This is a genomic window from Pseudoalteromonas sp. SR45-1, from assembly GCF_014163655.1.
Lineage (GTDB): Bacteria > Pseudomonadota > Gammaproteobacteria > Enterobacterales > Alteromonadaceae > Pseudoalteromonas > Pseudoalteromonas distincta.
In genome coordinates this window covers 1-19,250 of sequence record NZ_JACJDR010000017.1, presented here as the reverse complement: position 1 = coordinate 19,250, position 19,250 = coordinate 1, and the positions used below count along the sequence as shown (strand labels likewise).

The following is a 19,250-nucleotide window of genomic DNA, read 5'->3' as shown; positions in this document are numbered from 1 at the left end:
ATTACCTCGCCGCATTTAATAAGGTGTCAAAAATTTCTTGAGCTGCTGCTAAAACTTGTGCTGATGCTGAATATGATTGTTGAAAACGCAGTAAATTTGCGGCCTCTTCATCAAGGTTTACACCCGATAACGACTCGTACCATGCCTCAGATTGCTGTGCTAGAGCATCAAATGCAGCCCCACTTGTGATTGCTTGGCCAGTTATAACACCTATATCACTCACTAATCCTGAATAAGCTTGGTTGAACGTTTTATGGTTGTCGGCCGTTGCTGTTGTTTCTACATTTAAACGGACTAACTCACCATTTTGTAAATCAGCTAATTTTAAACCATTACGGTTATCGTCAAAGCCGCCTTCGTTAAACTCAAGTGTAAAGGTATCGCCTGTTGCTGGTGTACCTTCTATATCAAAATCGAATCCGTAGGTATCAAATGGAGCACCCGCTTGCGATAACATTCCTTTTGCAGGAGGCGTAATAGTAAAAGTGCTCGTTCCGCTATTATCTGTAATTTGATATTCGTTAGCATTACCTGTTTTAACAAGCGTTATTTCACCGTTTGTTAAGCTTGGTGTTGAAGTAAATCCACCGGAGGTAACACTTGTTACTTCTCCCGCTGAAATAGTAGCGGTACCTATATTATTTAAATCGTTAGCAGTACGGATTGGCGATGCTAGTGCTAAATCTTCTGCGCGCCCTGTTGCAAGTGTAATACTTGAAGCAGCATCTGAATTAAGCTTTATTTGAAATTGATCCCCCTCAACACCAGCCCCAGATACATTTACTTGAAGACCAAATGATTCGCCTGAGGTTATAGTCGATGAATCAATAACACCTGACGATATATCAGCAAGTGAAGGCTGCCCCAGCGGATCGCCTTTGTTATCTATAGGCTGAATACTTACTTCGTTGGCATTGCCTGTATAGGTAATAATAAAGTCACTGGCAGGAAGTTCACTGCCCTTACCTGGCTCTACCGTTGCAGTCATACCAGCAGTGCCCGTGTTAGCTTGATACGCATATGCGCCAACGGTAGGTATATTAAAAATATTACCCCCTAGCTGACCTGTTGCATCCATACCCAATTTGTTTTGTTCGTTAAATGCATCAGCAATAGCTAAGCCCATTTGACCAATTTGGTTTTGCGCAGGGACTAATATGTCATCTCTAAAAGCAAGTAAACCGCCAATTTTGCCTTTAAGCTTGCTTACATCAACTTCAAGCGGCACAGCTTTGCCACCATTAACGTCAAGCGTGAATTCTTTAAAGTTAGGATCAGGATCCCCTGTCATCGAAAATAAGTTAAATGCGCCATTTTGCATAACAACCGCTTCGCCTGTGCCCATAAAAACGAGTTTTTCGCCATTTGGACCATCAAGCGTTTCTATGTCTATTAGCTCTGACAAGTCGCGTATTGCTTTATCGCGTTCGTTATAGGTAGAGCTGGCATCTGCGGCGTTATTAGTGCCATTAACTGCTGCAATATTTTGATTTAGCGTACTAATACTTTGAATGAGTGAGTTTGCTTCATCTGAAAATATTTCGAGCTGCTCGTTTACTATACTTTTTTGATCAAGCACGATGCCCGAAAGCCTATCCATTTGATCAATTAAACTTTGCGCATCTGTCATTACTAATGAGCGAGCAACAGTAGACGAAGGCTGATTTAACGCCTCTTGCATGTTATTAAATAAAGAGTTAATACCAGTCGAAAGGTTGTTCGACTCTTCAGAGAAAATAGTATCAACCCGATTAGCCTCAGTAATAAACTGATCGAAAAACGATTTATTAGAGGTGTCACGATTTAGCTGTGACTGAGCAAACTCGTTTAATAATCGGTATGTTTCGCCTCGCCCCACTTGGTTATCAACCATAGTGGTAAACTCTGTACGCTCACGCACATAGCCTTCGGTATTTACATTGGCGATATTTTTACTTGTCGTTTGCAGTAGCTCCGAGCTTGCTCTAACCCCAGAACTGGCAATGTTCAATAAATTAAACGACATGTTACTCTACTCCTTGGCGGATCACGTTTGCCGCAATGTCTTTTAGCTGACTGCTATTGAGCACTTTTTTTATTTTGCTGGCATAATTTGGATCGGTTGCATAACCTGCTTTTTGTAATGAATCTAAAAAGTCGTTTGGTTTAGCTGTATTTTGTAATGCTTCTTTGTAGCGTGGGTTTTGCGTTAAAAAATCAACGAAGTCGTTCACGCTGTCTTTAATTGAATCGTAGGCTCTAAAGCTGGCTTGTTTTTTAACGGGTGTACCTTGCTCAAACTCAAGCGTTATTTTGCTTGCTTTATCACCTTCCCAGCTTTTATCTGACTTAATATTAAACAAGTTATTTGAGCTGCCACCGTCACTTTTATTAATAATGTGTTTACCCCAACCGGTTTCAAGTGCCGCTTGTGCAACCATTACCGCAGGATTTAAACCAATTTTTTGCGCTGCCGTTTTAGCGTGTTCCCACACTGAACTTACAAACTCTTCTGCATTTTTAAATGTTGGGCTATCGGTTTTAGACTCTGCAGTATCGACTTTAGGCTCAGCAATATCGGCTTTAGTACTCTTAACGATAAGATCGGGTTGCTTATTTTTTTGCTCATGAGGAAGAGCGGAACCGACTTGCGTATCACTAAAAATATCGTTGGTTGTTCTAAGCACCGAGCCTGGCATAAAGTTTTTAGACTCAGGCGATAACTGCTGAACTATTAGATCGGCAAGGCCTAACGAGCCATTTGATGAAAGCTCTGTTGAAAGTTGCTGATCGTGCATTTCTTCAAAAAACTTTACGCCACTTGAATTAAATGGGCTGTCTTTGTCTTCAAATGCTTCGTTAGCTTTACGCATTCCTTTGAGCAACATTTGCGTAAAAATAGCTTCAAATTGTGCGGCCGCTTTTTTGAGCGCAGCTTTAGAGGCATCAGTTGATGCATCGCCACTCGTTAAGGCTTCTTTACGAAGTGAATCTAAGTTGCCTAAATCAAAAAAGTTTTGTTTATCGAGGTGATTAGTTTCCATCGGCTTTTTGACACAAAATGAATAATACAGTTAAAAATGCAAAAATTGAGCCACTACAGATAAAACAAGGAAGATAAAAATAATAAACTTAAGTTGCTGTAAATAAAAAGCCCTAATTTCAAAAATATAGGGCTTAAGTAATACGTTATTTATTGGCTTGAGTTATTTATATAACAACGAGCTGTCCGTTAATTGCGCCGGCTTCTTTTAGTGCTTCTAAAATAGCCATTAAGTCGCCAGGCGCTGCGCCTACTTCGTTAATTGCGCGAACTAAATCGTCAAGGCTTACACCTGGATTAAATACAAAGGCGCGCGAGTCATCTTGATTTACATCAATAATGCTCTGCTGCGTGACAACAGTATCACCGTTTGCTAGCGGGTTTGGTTGTGACACATTTTGTTGTTCTGCAATTGTTACTGTTAAGCCACCGTGAGTTATAGCGGCAGGCTGAAGCTTAACGTTTTTACCAATTACAATTGTACCTGTGCGCGAGTTAACTATAATTTTAGCGGCCATATCAGCTGGCTTAAATTCTAAGTTTTCGAGTGTTGATAAGTACGATACACGCTGGGATGCATCGCGTGGAGCTATAACACGAATAGAAACAGAATCAATTGCCTGTGCGCTATTTGGGCCAACTAAGTCATTAATTGTTTTTTCTAGGCGTTTTGCCGTTGTAAAGTCTGGGCGGTTTAAATTAAAAGTAATGTAATCGCCTTGCATAAATGGGCTTTCCACGGCGCGCTCAACTGTAGCGCCATTTGGTATACGACCAACTGTAGGGGTGTTAATTACAACTCTACTACCATCAAGGCCTTGTGCGCCTAAGCCACCGACAATTAAACTACCTTGTGCAATTGCGTACACGTTACCGTCTACACCCTTTAAAAAAGTTTGTAGTAAAGTACCGCCACGTAAGCTGCCTGCACTACCAATAGAAGAAACCGTAATATCGATTGCTTGCCCAGGCTTTCTAAATGCAGGTAGTTCTGCATGCACCGCCACAGCGGCAACATTTTTAATTTTAGGGCTTTGAGTTGAGGGTAGCGTAATACCAAAGCTGTTCAACATGCCTCTAAAACTTTGTTGTGTGTATGAGTTTTGCTCGCCAGTGCCCGGTAAACCAACCACTAAGCCATAACCGACTAATTGGTTAGAGCGTACGCCTTCAACCATAGACACATCTTTTATGCGCTCAGCACTGGCGCTAAACTGCCAACCTAATAACACAACTAAACATAAAGCTTTAAGGCTATTCATGTTGTTACCCTCTAAAATGGAAACAGCGAACTGCTAAAGAAACGTGTAAGCCAACCAGGACTTTGCGCCTCTTGCGTTTGCCCTTTACCTGAGTATTGAATACGTGCATTAGCAATGCGGTTTGATTCAACCGTATTATCGGCGCTTACGTCTTGAGGGCGTACTAGCCCTTCTAAACGAATAAACTCTTCACCGGTATTAAGCGTTAGCCATTTTTCGCCGCGTATAACTAAGTTACCATTAGGTAAAACGCGCATTACATTAACCGAAATATCGCCTACTAAGCTGTTTGACTGGTTTGATTTTGAATCACCCGTAAACGACGAATCACTACCAATACCAAACTGGATACTATCGCCACCTATATTTACAGGTAGACCACCTAAGCCAATCACTGGGTCTAAGCTTGCGTCAGTTTCTTTGTCTGTTTCTGTTTTAGCGGCTTTTGTTGCTTGAGTAGACTCTTGCAATTTAACCGTAATTATATCGCCAGTACGTAGCGCTTTTTTATCAGAATATAAGTCGTTTGATGTATGAGTATTAAACAGTGAACCTGTGGCTACCAGCGGCTCTAAAATAGGCTCGGGGTACATAGGTGCGTAGTAAGGGTCGTCCTGCACTACCTCACTATTTTGCGTAGACATACAGCCACTTAAAAATAATGTGCCCGCTGCAAATAAAATAATATTACGCATAATTCCCCCTATTCTATTAAAGCTGTTGATTGATATAACTCATCATTTCGTCAACGGCCGAAATTACTTTTGAGTTCATTTCGTAAATACGCTGAGTTTCTATTAGATTTACCAGCTCTTCAGTCACATTTACGTTTGAAGTTTCGAGTGAGCCTTGAATAATACTACCTAACCCTTCAACACCAGGATTACCTTGTACAGGCGCACCACTTACAGCCGTTTCGGTATAAAGGTTTTGACCAATTGGCTCAAGACCCGATGGATTAATAAAGTCACTAATAGTCAGCTGACCAATCACAACGTTATCGGCTTGGCCTGCAACACGTACAGATACTTCGCCGTCTTGCGAAACCGTAATTGATTGCGCGTCATCTGGTACATTCATTTCTGGCTGAATAACGTAACCTGCGCCCGATGTCACAATTCGTCCATCGCCATCGGTAGTAAACTGACCATTGCGCGAGTAAGCAATATTGCCATCAGGTTGCAGTACTTCAAAAAAACCTTCGCCAGAAATCATCCAATCTAGTGAGTTTTCGGTGGTCAACATGTTGCCTTGCGTAAACTCTTTTTGGTTAGCTACAACTTTAGCACCCGCACCTAACATTAAGCCCGACGGCATTTCGGTATCTTGCGATGAACGACCACCTGGTTGATTAATATTTTGATAAAGTAAATCTTCAAATATAGCGCGGCTTTTTTTGTAACCTACGGTACTGGCATTCGCTAAATTATTTGAGATAACCGATATATCGGTTTGTTGAGCGTCTAGCCCCGTTTTACTGATCCACAATGCTGGATTCATAATCGTGTCCTCACTTTAAAGTTAAACTATGCGTAATAACTGATCTTGACGCTCGTCAATTTCTTCAGCTGTTTTCATTAATTTCACTTGTAATTCAAATTGGCGCTGGTGGCTTATCATGTCGACCATTTCGTGAACCGGATTCACATTCGACATTTCAAGCGAACCACTTAAAACTTTTACATTGGCAGAGGTATCTACTGTTACATTTGCTTTTGGTCTAAATAAACCGTCGTTACCTTTTTCGAGCTGTGAGCTATTTGCTTCAACAACTCTAAGCGTGTCGATTTCTTCTAAAAAGTTAGCGGGAGCGCCTTGTGGTCGAACTTGAATAGCGCCATCTTGGCTAAACCCTATTTTTTCGACTGGGACGGGTAAAATAACAGGTCCCCCTTCGCCAATAACTTGACGACCATGGCTGGTTACGAGCATACCTTGAGCAGTAATGTTTAACGTACCCACTTTTGTGTAAGCTTCATTACCGGAGGCATCTTGCACAGCAAGCCATGCGTTATCGCTCATTGCGATATCTAAGTCTCGCCCGGTTTGAACAATGCCACCCGATACCATGTTTGAACCCGGACGCTCTTGCATTGAAAATACACGTGTAGGCAAACCTTCGCCAAACGCTTGCATAGAACGCGCCTGGGCAAAGTCAGCTTTAAATCCTGTTGTATTTGCATTCGCCAAATTATTGGCTTTTAAAGCAAGCCCTTGTAGGCTTTGCTTAGCGCCAGAGGCCGCAATGTAGACCATTTTGTCCATAGTATCGACTCACATAAAAAATCTCTGAACTTACAAATGCAAAATAGGTGCCAGATTAAATTTGACGCAACATTGAGAGGTATTTAGAAGGGCTTACAAAGAGGACTTATAAAAAAGGCTGCAAAAATGCAGCCTAATATATTTAATGGGGTTTAGCTTATCGAATCTGCAAAATACTTTGCTGAATAGTTGAGTTAACTTCAAGCGCACGTGAGTTTGCTTGGTAATTACGCTGTGCAGTAATTAAGTCTACAAGCTCGTTTGTAAGATTAGTATTTGATTGCTCAAGCGCTGATGAGTTAATTCCACCAAACGTACCCGAACCGGCTTCGCCCGCTACAGGTTCACCTGAATCAATACTTTGCTTCCAGCTTGTATCACCCACTTGTGATAACCCTTGTGAGTTCGGAAAACGCACCATAGCCACTTGCCCTAGGAATGTTGAGTCACCGTTACTGTAAGAAGCGACAATTTTACCGTCTGTTCCTATATCAATTCCGGCTAAACGACCTACTGTTGAGCCATCTTGATCGAGTGCTTTTACTTCAAAACCACTTGAATACTGAGTTGGGATACGTCCAGCCGTGTTATTTTCATCGCGCCAGTTAAGCTCAATACCAGTACCTGGGAAAGTTGCACCATTGTCTAGTAATGTTGATAAACCAGCACCAGAACCCGCTGGTAGTAATATTTCATCAAAAGTAGTTGTATTTGTATTTGCCACACCACCTGTTGTTGATGGTAAACCACTTGAGTCAAAACCTAGGGTGGTCAGTGGTGTATAAGGTGTCGTTGTTTGTTCTCCACCAGTTGTGCCATCAACTACTTTGCCATCGAGAGTTGCATATACTTTCCAACTGTTATCTATACCACCTGCTGCGGCATCATCTTCTTTGGCAAAAAAGTATTGTAAAATGTGAGGTTCACCTAGTGAATCATATACTGTTGTTGACGTAGATGAGTTATAAGTACCACTGGATGTAGGGTCAAAATCTAGACCTGTTGGATCCGCCGTTGCATCTAAGTTAAACGACAAAAATACATTTTCGGTTGCGCGAGGAGAACCAGACGAATCAGGGATTTGAATTGGATCAGTTGTGCTCAAACTTACCGACGTTGTATCACCTGTAGATGAGTCAACAGGGAATGCTTGTAAAAAGTTACCTTTTGCGTCAACCATAAAGTTATCTTGGTTAAGCTTAAATGCACCTGCACGTGTATATGTTAAATCTTGCGAAGATAAATCGTCAGTCATCGCAAAATAACCTTCACCAGTGATTGCTAAATCAAGTGAGTTATTTGTAAATTGTAGTGAGCCTTGATGAAACTGCTGCGCAACCATGGTTGTTTGCACACCGTCACCATTTTTAGTCTTACCAGAGCTAAATACTGACGATGCGTAAACATCGGCAAACTCAGCGCGTGACTCTTTAAAACCTGTGGTATTAACGTTTGCAATATTATTTGCAGTTACGTCTAAATCTTTTTGTGCGGCAGCTAAGCCAGTTAATGCAATATTGAAGCTCATAATTCACCTCTAACCTGTTAATATTTAGCCTGCTGACAGGCGAAGTATAATTAAAATTTATTACGCGATTTCTGCGACGTCTGTCAACCTAACCGCACCTTCTTTAGTGTTAATAATAATGCCACTTGAGCCATTAATATTAACGCTTTCAATGTTCTTAAATGTAGCAATGGGTAAGCTTGAAAATTCACCGTCAGTACTTCCTTCTGCGGTTACTGAGTATTCACCTTCAGGTAAACGCTCACCAGCTTCATTTTTGCCATCCCACGCAAAACGTACCGCACCTGCTGGCTGAGAACCCATATCAATAGTTCTTACTAGCTGACCTGATGCATCAGTAACTTTAATTTTTAAGTTATCAACGGCTTCTTCTGCCACTGCAGAGCCTCTGGCATCACCTGTTTCATTTAAATCCAGGGTGTTTGACTCTAGTAAAGCTTGTTTGCCTACAAGTGTAGATGCTTGCAGTGCTGAATTAGATGTCATTGAAGAGGCTAAAGATTCAAAGTTAGTATTTAAATCTGTAATCCCTTGCGCCATCGTAAAGCTCGTCATTTGAGCAATCATTTGGTCATTATCCGCAGGGTTACTGGGATCCTGATACGATAATTGCTGAGTTAACAAAGAGAAAAAGTCTTCTTGTGTTAACGCATCACTCTCATTATCACTGGTAGCAACTTGTTGCTCTTGCCAGCGTATAGAGTCTAAATAGGATGAAGATGTACTAATATCGTTACTCATAACCTACCCTCGGTTACCGCTGCCCTAGCAACAGTGTTTTACTTAGCATTTGCTTAGCTGCATCAGCAACTTGCACGTTTGTTTGGTAAGAACGAGAGGCAGAAATCATATTTGCCATCTCCTCTACAACATTAACGTTGGGTTTATAGATATAGCCATTTTCATCCGCACTTGGATGGTTTGGGTTATATTCAATTTGTAATGGTGCATCGCTTTCAACAATGCCCAAAACTTTAACACCAACTGCGGAGCCCTGCTGGTTACTTACTGATGCTGAAGCCTTTGTTAGCTCAGCCGCAAATACAGGTTGGCGCGCTCGGTACGTTTTGTCTTGAGATGAACTAATGGTGTTAGCATTAGAAATATTACTAGCTGTAGTATTTAAGCGAACGTTTTGTGCGCTCATACCCGAACCTGCAATATCGAAAACATTATATAAACTCATAATTTTTATCCTTGACTACCGAGAGCTTTATTCAGGCCTTTAAATTTGCCGCTTAAAAATTGCAAGCTGGCCTGATACTCCATAGCATTCTGTGTATACAAGTTTCGTTCCACTTGTATATCAACCGAGTTACCATCACCTGTATCTGATTGATTTGGCAAACGAAATGATTCTGAACTGCCCATACTATGAGTACCTCCACCAATGTGTTTATCATTAGTTCTTACCATAGTATTGCCGCTTTGCTGGGTTGACCTTGCCGCTTTTAATGCAGAGGCAAAATCAATATCTTTTGCTTTATAGCCAGGCGTATCAGCGTTAGCTATATTAGTTGCAATTAATTCAGCTCGCTGTGAACGGATCAACATGGCTTGCGGATGCACACCTAATGCTTTATCAAAACTGATAGCCATAACCTTCTCCAAAAAATTGACTTACCCATTAATAAAGCAAAAAATAAGCCATTAATATTAGGGCTTGCTATATTTTTATAAGGCTATGTATCTAAATAGAAAAACGACGCTAGGTGCGTCGTTTTAGGGAAGGGAGTTAGCTTAATTACTTCTTTTGGTAAATAATACCAGGGTTGCACCTAACCATATCAAATTCAGTACTTAGGCCAGTTAGGGACTCTGACGCGCCTAAAAATAGGTAACCGTTTGGATTTAACGCTTGTGCAAACTGGTTAATAATTTTAGCTTTTATTTCAGGCGCAAAATAAATTAGTACATTTCGGCAAAAAATAATATCAAACTTGCCCATTAACGCGTAAGAATCAAGCAGATTTAAATGCCTAAAACTAACTTGTTTTTTTATTGTATCGTTTACTTGTGCCATACCGTTGCCGCTGTCTTTAAAAAACTTTTTACGACGCTCTGCAGATAACCCTCTGGCGAGTGCCAGCGCGTCGTACTCTGCATTTTTACACATATCAAGCATGGTATTAGATATGTCGGTACCAATAATTTGTGCCCCCATACGAAGCACACCTGGTTGCTTAGCATTAAATTCAGCAACCGACATAGCTATTGAATAAGGTTCTTGGCCTGACGAACTGGCAGCAGACCAAATTTTTAAAGGTCTTCTTAAATCTTTAAATTCAGGGAAAAGCTTGTTTTGGAGTAACTCAAATGGGTATTGATCTCTAAACCACAAAGTTTCGTTGGTGGTCATTGCATCAACCACAGCGGCTCTTAATTGCCGCTCATGAGGCCCGAGAGTTTTACTAACCAATTCCGATAAAGATCCCACATTAAATCGAGTCATTAACGGAGCAAGTCGGCTTTTAACTAAATACTGTTTATTTTCACCTAAAACAATGCCGCATTGCTGCTCTAAAAACGAACGAAACTGGTCGTATTCACTTTGCTGCAAATCTTTATTATTCAAGTTAGTAGCACCTATTTTTGTTAATCACAATGAACCCACTTTTTAACCGCTGTTGCTAATTCATCTGGGTTAAATTTAGCAATAAAGTCATCTGCCCCTACTTTTTCAATCATCGCTTGGTTAAAAACACCACTCAAAGAGGTATGCAAAATAACATGCAAAGGTGCAAGTTTGGGATCTGCTTTTATTTCAGCTGTTAAGGTATAGCCGTCCATTTCTGGCATTTCAACGTCTGAGATAAGTAATGCTACTCGCTCTGTAATATCATTTTTACAATCAAGCTCTGCTATTTCTTTAAGCCTAATTAAAGCTTCCTTACCATTTTTAGCAAGCTCTGTTTGAACACCTAGCGGCTCTAAGGCTCGTTTAACTTGATTACGGGCAACAGCAGAGTCATCTGCAATAAATACGATACGTTCGCCTAAATCTCTTTGAATATCGCCACTTTGTGCAACTTCAGCACTTACTTCTGTGTTTACTGGACAAATTTCGTTGAGAATTTTTTCTACATCGAGAATCTCGACTAATTCATTTTCGATTTCGGTCACTGCTGTTAAATATGAATAACGTCCGGCGCCTGATGGCGGTGGCATTATTTTTTCCCAATTCATATTTACAATACGTTCAACTCCGCCCACTAAAAACCCTTGCACAGAGCGATTGTATTCAGCAATGATTATAAAGCTGTCTTTAATGTTGTCGATTGGGCGCCCACCTACAGCCATTGATAAATCAATAACCGAAATGGTTTGACCACGAATATGTGCAACACCACGAATATACGGATTAGATTTTGGCATGCTTGTTAGTGGAGGGCATTGCAGCACTTCTCTCACTTTAAATACATTAATACCAAAACGCTGACGCCCTCTGAGCTTAAATAAAAGTAATTCTAGGCGGTTCTGCCCAACCAACTGTGTGCGTTGGTTTACTGAGTCTAAAATGCCTGCCATTCAAATCTCCTAAAGAAAACAAATAATACGGAACGATAATTGCTTTCTATTTATAAAGCTACATAACATCGCGGGTGCGTCTACTTTTTGACGCAAAATATTTATACCCTGTTTGAAACCATAAGCATAGTCGAAACATTATGAGTTTGTTAAAAAAAATCAGAAGATACAGTGTTTTTTATTTTGTTACTAGCTTGTGCTTTGTATTCCCTTTGCAAGCTAAAGTGTTTAGTAAAGATTTATTACAAGACATGGCCGTTGCTTACATAGCTAAGCAAATTGGTACATTACAAAATACTAATACTCAATTAAGTGCTCTGCCTTTAGACAGTCGCATTCCTGATCGTGTCTGTAATACAGAGCTTGAATTATCAACATCCGATGAGCCACCATTTAACCGCCAAGTAACCTTACAAGCCAAGTGTAATGATGCTCAAACGTGGGCTCAATACGTTCATGTAAGAGTTGTTGAAATGGCCCCAGTTGTTGTTGCCACTGCTAATTTAACCCGCGGTGAAGTAATAACTAAATCGCATTTAAGTATTGAAATGAAACCAACTCACTTTGTACGAATACAGTACTTAGATGATCCCACAATGCTAATAGGTAGTAGAAGTAAACGAAATATTAGAAGTGGTATGCCAGTATTACTAAACCAAATTTGCATGGTGTGTAAAGGTGACTCTGTTAATATTTACGCAAACCTGAGGGGCCTTAGAATTAAAACCACAGGTATTGCTTTAGAAGACGGTACTTTGGGCGAACAGATACAAATAAAAAACAAAAAATCAGGTAAAGTTTTAAATGCGCGAGTAGATGGTGTAGAGTCTGTTCAGGTGAATATTTAATTTAGATTTATACTAAAGTATCCTACGTATATGCCGATAACATGGCATAAGTTGGGTAATATACGGGTTTATTATTATGGTTAATCAAGTTAATGGCAGTAATCAACAAGCTAATGCGTTAACAAATGCAAAGCAGCAACAAGTTGATTTAAAAAAAGATAACGCAAATACACAAGCTGCTCAGGCCCCTTCGCCTAAAGCTGCAAGTGATTCTGTAAGTTTAACGCCGCAAGCGCAGCAATTAAAAACGCTTCAAGATAAAGCACAGCAATCGCCTGGCTTTGACAGCGATAAAGTTGCTGAGCTAAAAAAAGCAATAACTGAAGGTAAATACCAAGTGGACAGTGAAAAGCTTGCTAAAAACTTAGCTGATTTTGAGTTTAACGTGTATGGCTGATCATAATAGTTTAATTAGCGTAAAGCTAAACCAACAAGTAAGTTGTTTAGACTCTTTACACACGCTATTAAACGATGAGCTTACTGCTATTGCCTCACGACGTGGTGCTGGTTTAAAAGAAATTGCCCAACAAAAAATGTCTTTTTTAACTAAGCTAAGCACTCTAGATAAAGAGCTAAGTAAGCTAATTGCCAGTAACGATACACAAAATCCTGAAATATCTGAGCTAATAAGCCAAGTTAAAACTCAACTTGCGCAATGCCAAAAACAAAATAATGTTAATGCTCATGCTGCCCGTCAAGCGCAGCTTAGTGTTAAACAATTAAAAGAGATATTAATTGGCGCACCAACGTCAATGACCTACGACCAAGCCGGTAAATCTGTAAATACCGAGAGTAAACTGGTTCGTAATTTAAAAGCGTAAGCCCAAAATTTTACATTAAAAAAGCCTTATTGATTTATCAATAAGGCTTTTTTAATGTCCTTTGTTCTTAAATTTCGTTATAAATAATATTAATTTGCTTAATAATGTAAGCCCCCTTAAAAAATAATTAAGAGGGCTTTATTGATATTAAATATCCGTTTGATTATTACTACTTTCAATTAAGTGTTTAATCATCTCTTCCGATTGATTTTGTACATCAACCGCAGGTGCTGCTGCATCAATGCTTCCTCCACTTTGAGCTGGAGTATAAGCAATTGCAGAGCCTTCATCCTCAACCAGTGTATTTAGCGCTATAAGCTGCTCTGCATCTTCATCAATGATTACGTCATTAATATTAAGCGGTTCAGCCGAACTCACTTGCACAGTTTGCTCAGGTGCTGATAGACCACTCAAGTTACCTAAATCAATCGTTTCAGTGCTTAATACGTTATTGCTTGAAACTTCATTAGGGGTTGTATCGCCTAGAGCCGACTCTTCGCTAAATGATGTAGGGATTGTGTCGCCAGAGGCTGAGCCTGATTCAGAGGTGTAAATATTGCCGGACTCGATAAACACATCATTACCATTTTTAACTTGGTAATTACCAGCTTCGTCCACAGTATAGAAATACGTGTTTTCAAGACCTGTACCCAGTAAACCTAAAGCATTCAGATCTAAGTTGGTAGAGTCCCAATTACCTTGAGCATCTACAACTGCATATGGCGCTGAAGTTAATGCTAAATCAATGCCTAAAACTAATGAGTCGAGAATATAGACCTTACTTCCCTCACCGCCATCAGATGTCCCTTCGTAGCCAACCAATATCCCTATACCCAATAAATTAAGTAAGTACTCAGGTTCTACTGTAAAGTTGATCGGTGTAGTATCAATAACCAATCCAGATATACTACCGCTTGAAGTTGTATTACCTGATGTATCAGTTGCTACAGCTGTTACTGTGTACTCACCATCAGCTAAGTCAGTATTAGCTGTAGCACTCCATACACCCGATGCATTAACAGTTTCTATTAATACAATACTTTCAGTTGGACCACTAAAAGTAACAGTTACAGACTCACCTGGAGCGGCAGTCCCCGTAACAAGAGGTGTTTGCTCTGCTGTTAGTACTAACCCTGAGTCAATTGTAATACCTGAGTCAATTGCGCTACTTGATGATTGCGTACCGGTATTACCTGCACCATCAGCAATGCTTACATCTACGCTGTAGTTACCCTCAGGAATTACTTCTGCTGATGTCACGCTCCAAGTTCCATCAGTGCCAACGGTTGTTTCAACATTGTGAGTGGCGCCTGCAGAATCTGTAAACATAACTATAACCGCTGCACCTGTAAAACTTCCGGTTACTGACCCCGTAACAGTAGGCGTTGTATCTTGCCCTACTGTAATTGGGTCTATCACTATAATTGGTGCAGTGAAGTCTGTACTTGACACCATTGTATCGCTTGATGAGTTACCCGCAGCATCACTCACTGTCGCAGTAGCGCTAAAACTACCTTCACTAAGCGCGGTGGTAGCTGTGACTGACCATGTGCCATTGCCTGCAACTTGAGCGGTAATAGTTTGTGAATCGTTATTAGCATCAGTAATAACAACACTCACATTTGTACCTGCTGGTGCATCACTTATACCTGTTATAGTCGGTAGCGGGTTATTGGTTACAGATAATTGATCAACTTCAACTGTTGGTGGTGTTAAATCAATTATTCCACCAAGACTTGTAGAGCTTGAAAGCCCTAAGTCTTCAACTGTAGCACTTACAGTAAAGGCGCCTTCAGCTAATGGTGTTGTAGGTATTAGAGTCCACATACCTGCTATAGCCGTTGTATTATAAGTGGTAGCGGTACCGTCACTGTCAGTAATAACGACTTCTACATTGCCGTTTATTACATCGGTAGTACCACTAATAGTAGGGGTTGTATCGCTTGTATCAATTATTGGGTTTATCAACAAACTTGGCAGGGTTGTACTGACAGTACCTATTTGATTTACAGTGGTTGTATTACCAGCGCTATCGGTACTTATGGCCTCAACTGTAATTTCTCCTTCAGGTAATAAAGGAGCAATGACAGACCAAGTACCATCGCCTAAAACAGTAGCAGTAACTGTTTGTACTGCGGCTGTTGAGTCAGTGATATTTACTGTAATTGAACTTCCTACTTCCTCATCGCTGGAGCCTGTAATTGTTGGTGTTAGAGTATTAAGTACTCCAAACGCATCTATCTCTAACGCTGGTGGAATGGTGTCTATAGTTACTTGTTCAATGGCTGACTGCCCAATATTACCTGCGGCATCAGTAATACTCGCATACACATCATAAACACCATCTGATAAGCTGGTGGTTACTAATGACCACGTGCCATCGCTACCAACTACAGCATCAAATACTGTTTCATCACCATTGCTACCAATAACTGTTACGTCAATGTCTGTACCGGGTGTTTCTTCCGATGTACCTGAAATTGTTAATATATCAGTGTTGCTAATGCTCAGTGGTAAAATTCCAACCACTGGCACTAGCGTATCAACGACGAATTCAAGCGTATCAGTAACTACGTTTTCTGCTTCATCTGTAATGCTTACATTAGCCACATGTTGCCCTTCAGTTAGTACATCTACCTCGAGTGAAAATAATCCAGCTGCATTAACCGTAGTGGTTAAAACTGAACCACCATCAAGTTGTATTTCAACAACACCATTAATTAAATCACTGGTACCTTGGATAATTGGCGTTGAATCCGATGTTGTACCAATAACCTGTAAGCCAAGTGTTGGCGATATTGTATCTACAACTCCGTCAAGTAGTTGCGTGGTAGTAATGCCGACCTCACTTAATACGTCAACTGTTATGCTAAATGTACCTTCAGCCAATGATTGAGGTACCTGTACTACCCACGTATTGTCATCTTGTACTATTGCAGTAAGCTCTTGTACTACATTTTCGCTATCCACCACTCTAACTAGCACTTCAGTGCCTGGTGCTTGGTCGGTCGTACCACTAATTATTGGTAAATCGCCTTCTCCAGTTACAAAGTCAACCACCGCATTCAGTACTGGGGTTGAAGCGTCTACATCAGCCGTAGTTATAGTGGTTGTATTACCAGCATCATCAGTTGCAGAAGCTTCAACAACCGATAAGCCAATAACATTAACTGCTAGGCCTAATAGCTCCCAATCACCATTGGCATCTGTGGTTACATCGTATGTTAAATCGAGTAAATCACCTGCAAGCTCTAGAGTAACCGTAACGGTTTTACCTTCGCCCAAATCAGATGTACCAGATAAAGAAACCAACTGACCTAATAGGAAGGAAGGCACAATTGTTAGCTCTGGTCCCACAGTATCAACCTCACCACCGGTTTTATTGTCGACCGAAGTATTGCCCGCAGCATCGCTAATAGTTGCACTAACACTGTAAACACCGTCAGCTAAAATATTATTAGCAGCCGCTTGCCAGTCTCCATTGCCATCGGTTTGAACGGTCATTTGATGAGAAACTCCAGCAGAATCAGTAAAGGTAACAATAACGTTTGTATTTGCCTCGTTAGACGTGCCACTAATTAATGGAGTGCTATCTTGAGTTAGTATTAATGAACTTTGATTAATACTAATTTCAGGAGCAATTGTATCAATGGTTGCTGTATTTGTTGCGTCCCCGGTATTACCAGCGCTGTCAGTAACAAATGCTTCAACTGAATAATCTCCTTGTGAAAGAGAGCTACTTGCCTCTACAGACCATACACCTCCAGTTTGAACCGTTGTATTTACAGTGTGCTCATTACCTTGTGCATCAGTGAATACCACTGCAACAGCATCACCCACATTAGCACCTGTCACACTTCCTGAAATACCTGGAGTTAGATCGGTACTTCCAGCAATATCGTTAATGGTCACAACTGGCGCTGTTATGTCAACTTCCCCTGTAATACTTGTGTTTACAGGATTACCGGCAGTATCTGTTGTTGAAGCTAAAACCGTGTAAGTGCCCTCGCTCAACTCTGTACTTGCAGCGACTGACCATGTGCCATTTGCACCAACAGTAGCATTAACCGTTTGCTCTGCACCTAAGCTATCTGTAATTAAAATAGCGACTATGGCGCCTTGTGGAGCTGTAGTTGTGCCTGAAATTGTTGGCGTTGTATCATTTGAAATTGTAAGCGGTGTAATATTAAGTGCTGGTGGAGTTAAATCGATAACACCGCTACCTGTTGTATTACTCGTTAAGCCTCCTTCAGTTACACTTGCCGAAACAGTAAATTCACCTTCAGGTAGAATATCTGTCGCATCAACACTCCAGATCCCACCTACCACAGTTGTAGTTACAGTATGTGAAACGTTATTAACGTCAGTTATGACAACCGTGATTTCTGTGTTATCTGCCGCACTACTTGTGCCTGATATTGCTGGTGTTTGATCGTTTGTATCAACAATTGTATTAATATTAATTGTAGGCGCATTGGTATTTAACGTTGCGGTACTATTTGCAACTGATTCATTCCCTGCGGCATCAGTAACACTTGCAGAAACTGTAACTTCACCATCAGTCAGTGCATCTGTAATATCTACAGTCCAAGCACCACCTGCACCAACAACAGTTGTGTAAGTCTCGGTACTATCTGCATCGGTCATAGTTACTGTAATACTCGTGTTTTCAGGTTCATTGGATGTGCCTGAAATAGTTGGCGTGCTGTCATTAATTGTACCTAATGCGTTTATAGTAATACTTGGTGCTTGAGTATCAATAAAGCTCGAGCCTGTATCCACACCTTGATTGCCAGCATCATCGGTAATACTTACCTCTACATCATAATTACCATCAGGCAAGCTTGGCGCCGTAACTTGCCAATCGCCGTTATCATCAACTATTGCGGTTAAAGTATGTATATCACCGTTGCTATCTGTAATAACAATATCGACCACCGTATCCTGTGGTTCAGTTGAAGTACCATTTATAACTGGTGTCTCAGTGTTAAATACAGTTATATCATTAAGTACAATAACAGGTACTTGGGTATCAATTGTTAAATCAATTGTCGTGTTGCTGATATTATTAGCGTCATCGGTAACACTTACTTGAGCCGTATAATCACCATCAACAAGTGCTACGGGGACATCTACTTGCCAATTGCCATCAGTACCCACTGTTGCTGTTAGTGTTTGACCGCCGATAAGAATGGTTACATCAGCACCAATCTCATTACTCGTGCCTGAAATTGTAGGGGTTGTATCTATTGTCGCGTTAACTTCGTTCACAATTAATGTAGGAGCAACGCTATCTATTTCACCTTGAGCCTGCTGCGTTGTTAAATTACCAACACTGTCTCTAACCTCTGCAACAACAGTGTATTGACCTTGCGCTAGCTCTGCTGGTACAGCAACAGACCAGTCGCCATCGGCTTGAACTGTCGCAGTAAACGCTTGGCTTTCTCCTTCACTATCAGTCACGGTTATATTAATTACCGTGCCTTGCCCCATATCGGTGGTGCCGCTAATTACTGGCGTACTGTCATTAGATAAAGCATCAACACTAACGGTTAGTTCTGGTGCTACGTTATCAAAATCAAGTGTATTGATTGTTCTGACATTACCAGCGGCATCCGTTGCACTGGCAGTCACATAGGCAAGGTTTAGTAAAGGTACTGTTATGTTTGCAAGCCCCCAGGTACCATCAGGATTTGTCGTTGCTGTATAAGTTGCGCCAACTAACCCACCAACTAGGTACTCTGTAATAGTGATTACAGAGCCTCCTGGTAAATCAGAATCCCCCGAAAGAGAAACTAAATTACCTAATAAAAACGATGGAATAATTTCAAGTTCAGGAGCAGTTACGTCTACTTCGCCACTGTCTGTACCTGTACCTGTGTTGCCCGCTGCATCAGTGATGCTGGCGCTAACGCTATAATTCCCTTCAGCTAATGTGCCTGTTGGTGTCGCACTCCAGTTACCATTGGCATCGGT

16 protein-coding genes are annotated in these 19,250 nt (G+C 40.8%); 3 read left to right on the top strand and 13 right to left on the bottom strand.

Translation table 11 applies throughout. The features are described 5' to 3' along the window. Position 1 precedes the first annotated feature (1 nt). From flgK to H5089_RS16055, 12 genes are all read right to left on the bottom strand, one after another. The gene (flgK, locus tag H5089_RS16110; protein WP_182712645.1) at positions 2-2,005 is read right to left on the bottom strand and encodes a flagellar hook-associated protein FlgK; all 2,004 of its coding nucleotides are present in this window, start codon (positions 2,003-2,005) and stop codon (positions 2-4) included. Between the two features lies 1 nt (position 2,006). Then, positions 2,007-3,023, bottom strand: a complete 1,017-nt coding sequence (flgJ, locus tag H5089_RS16105; protein WP_182712644.1) for a flagellar assembly peptidoglycan hydrolase FlgJ — start codon at positions 3,021-3,023, stop codon at positions 2,007-2,009. A gap of 166 nt (positions 3,024-3,189) precedes the next feature. Next, positions 3,190-4,284: a flagellar basal body P-ring protein FlgI gene (locus H5089_RS16100; RefSeq protein WP_182712643.1), complete on the bottom strand. Its 1,095-nt coding sequence runs from the start codon at positions 4,282-4,284 to the stop codon at positions 3,190-3,192. Between the two features lie 11 nt (positions 4,285-4,295). Beyond that, entirely contained in the window at positions 4,296-4,979 is a 684-nt protein-coding gene (flgH, locus tag H5089_RS16095; RefSeq protein ID WP_002959418.1) for a flagellar basal body L-ring protein FlgH, read from the bottom strand. Between the two features lie 16 nt (positions 4,980-4,995). Continuing rightward, on the bottom strand, positions 4,996-5,784 hold the full coding sequence (gene flgG, locus H5089_RS16090; protein ID WP_002959420.1) for a flagellar basal-body rod protein FlgG: 789 nt from the start codon (positions 5,782-5,784) through the stop codon (positions 4,996-4,998). A 21-nt stretch (positions 5,785-5,805) separates the two neighbouring features. Continuing rightward, the gene (locus tag H5089_RS16085; RefSeq protein WP_024589964.1) at positions 5,806-6,549 is read right to left on the bottom strand and encodes a flagellar basal body rod protein FlgF; all 744 of its coding nucleotides are present in this window, start codon (positions 6,547-6,549) and stop codon (positions 5,806-5,808) included. 157 nt (positions 6,550-6,706) lie between these two features. After that, entirely contained in the window at positions 6,707-8,077 is a 1,371-nt protein-coding gene (gene flgE, locus H5089_RS16080; protein ID WP_182695488.1) for a flagellar hook protein FlgE, read from the bottom strand. A 60-nt stretch (positions 8,078-8,137) separates the two neighbouring features. Then, positions 8,138-8,818: a flagellar hook assembly protein FlgD gene (locus tag H5089_RS16075; protein WP_002959427.1), complete on the bottom strand. Its 681-nt coding sequence runs from the start codon at positions 8,816-8,818 to the stop codon at positions 8,138-8,140. Positions 8,819-8,831: 13 nt separating this feature from the next. Beyond that, positions 8,832-9,263 carry a flagellar basal body rod protein FlgC gene (gene flgC, locus H5089_RS16070; RefSeq protein ID WP_002959429.1) on the bottom strand — a complete coding sequence of 144 codons (432 nt, stop codon included), beginning with the start codon at positions 9,261-9,263 and terminating at the stop codon, positions 8,832-8,834. Positions 9,264-9,268: 5 nt separating this feature from the next. Beyond that, on the bottom strand, positions 9,269-9,676 hold the full coding sequence (flgB, locus tag H5089_RS16065; protein ID WP_002959431.1) for a flagellar basal body rod protein FlgB: 408 nt from the start codon (positions 9,674-9,676) through the stop codon (positions 9,269-9,271). Positions 9,677-9,821: 145 nt separating this feature from the next. Further along, positions 9,822-10,652 (bottom strand): protein-glutamate O-methyltransferase CheR, encoded by an 831-nt coding sequence (locus H5089_RS16060; protein WP_138488696.1) that lies wholly within the window; start codon positions 10,650-10,652, stop codon positions 9,822-9,824. A 20-nt stretch (positions 10,653-10,672) separates the two neighbouring features. Further along, positions 10,673-11,605: a chemotaxis protein CheV gene (locus H5089_RS16055; protein WP_002959434.1), complete on the bottom strand. Its 933-nt coding sequence runs from the start codon at positions 11,603-11,605 to the stop codon at positions 10,673-10,675. A 140-nt stretch (positions 11,606-11,745) separates the two neighbouring features. Between H5089_RS16055 and flgA the strand changes: the two genes are divergently transcribed. From flgA to flgN, 3 genes are all read left to right on the top strand, one after another. Further along, positions 11,746-12,453: a flagellar basal body P-ring formation chaperone FlgA gene (gene flgA, locus H5089_RS16050; RefSeq protein ID WP_007581857.1), complete on the top strand. Its 708-nt coding sequence runs from the start codon at positions 11,746-11,748 to the stop codon at positions 12,451-12,453. A 76-nt stretch (positions 12,454-12,529) separates the two neighbouring features. Next, complete coding sequence (gene flgM, locus H5089_RS16045) at positions 12,530-12,850, top strand: flagellar biosynthesis anti-sigma factor FlgM (RefSeq protein WP_002959436.1); 321 nt, start codon at positions 12,530-12,532, stop codon at positions 12,848-12,850. After that, positions 12,843-13,274, top strand: coding sequence for a flagellar protein FlgN (gene flgN / locus H5089_RS16040; protein ID WP_182672290.1), 432 nt, complete (start codon positions 12,843-12,845; stop codon positions 13,272-13,274). The genes flgM and flgN overlap by 8 nt, the downstream gene beginning before the upstream one ends. Before the next feature lie 147 nt (positions 13,275-13,421). On the opposite strand, the gene H5089_RS16035 is transcribed toward flgN, so the two are convergent. Further along, on the bottom strand, positions 13,422-19,250 hold a 5,829-nt coding region (locus tag H5089_RS16035), incomplete at its 5' end, for an Ig-like domain-containing protein (RefSeq protein ID WP_182712642.1).

Excerpts from the sequence above, each read along its gene's own strand:
- H5089_RS16075 (WP_002959427.1), bottom strand. The coding sequence starts at position 8,818 with ATGAGTAACGATATTAGTACATCTTCATCCTATTTAGACTCTATACGC.
- flgM (WP_002959436.1), top strand. The coding sequence starts at position 12,530 with ATGGTTAATCAAGTTAATGGCAGTAATCAACAAGCTAATGCGTTAACA.
- H5089_RS16100 (WP_182712643.1), bottom strand. The coding sequence starts at position 4,284 with ATGAATAGCCTTAAAGCTTTATGTTTAGTTGTGTTATTAGGTTGGCAG.
- flgB (WP_002959431.1), bottom strand. The coding sequence starts at position 9,676 with ATGGCTATCAGTTTTGATAAAGCATTAGGTGTGCATCCGCAAGCCATG.
- H5089_RS16085 (WP_024589964.1), bottom strand. The coding sequence starts at position 6,549 with ATGGACAAAATGGTCTACATTGCGGCCTCTGGCGCTAAGCAAAGCCTA.
- H5089_RS16055 (WP_002959434.1), bottom strand. The coding sequence starts at position 11,605 with ATGGCAGGCATTTTAGACTCAGTAAACCAACGCACACAGTTGGTTGGG.
- flgK (WP_182712645.1), bottom strand. The coding sequence starts at position 2,005 with ATGTCGTTTAATTTATTGAACATTGCCAGTTCTGGGGTTAGAGCAAGC.
- flgJ (WP_182712644.1), bottom strand. The coding sequence starts at position 3,023 with ATGGAAACTAATCACCTCGATAAACAAAACTTTTTTGATTTAGGCAAC.
- flgH (WP_002959418.1), bottom strand. The coding sequence starts at position 4,979 with ATGCGTAATATTATTTTATTTGCAGCGGGCACATTATTTTTAAGTGGC.
- flgN (WP_182672290.1), top strand. The coding sequence starts at position 12,843 with ATGGCTGATCATAATAGTTTAATTAGCGTAAAGCTAAACCAACAAGTA.
- flgE (WP_182695488.1), bottom strand. The coding sequence starts at position 8,077 with ATGAGCTTCAATATTGCATTAACTGGCTTAGCTGCCGCACAAAAAGAT.
- flgA (WP_007581857.1), top strand. The coding sequence starts at position 11,746 with ATGAGTTTGTTAAAAAAAATCAGAAGATACAGTGTTTTTTATTTTGTT.
- flgC (WP_002959429.1), bottom strand. The coding sequence starts at position 9,263 with ATGAGTTTATATAATGTTTTCGATATTGCAGGTTCGGGTATGAGCGCA.
- flgG (WP_002959420.1), bottom strand. The coding sequence starts at position 5,784 with ATGAATCCAGCATTGTGGATCAGTAAAACGGGGCTAGACGCTCAACAA.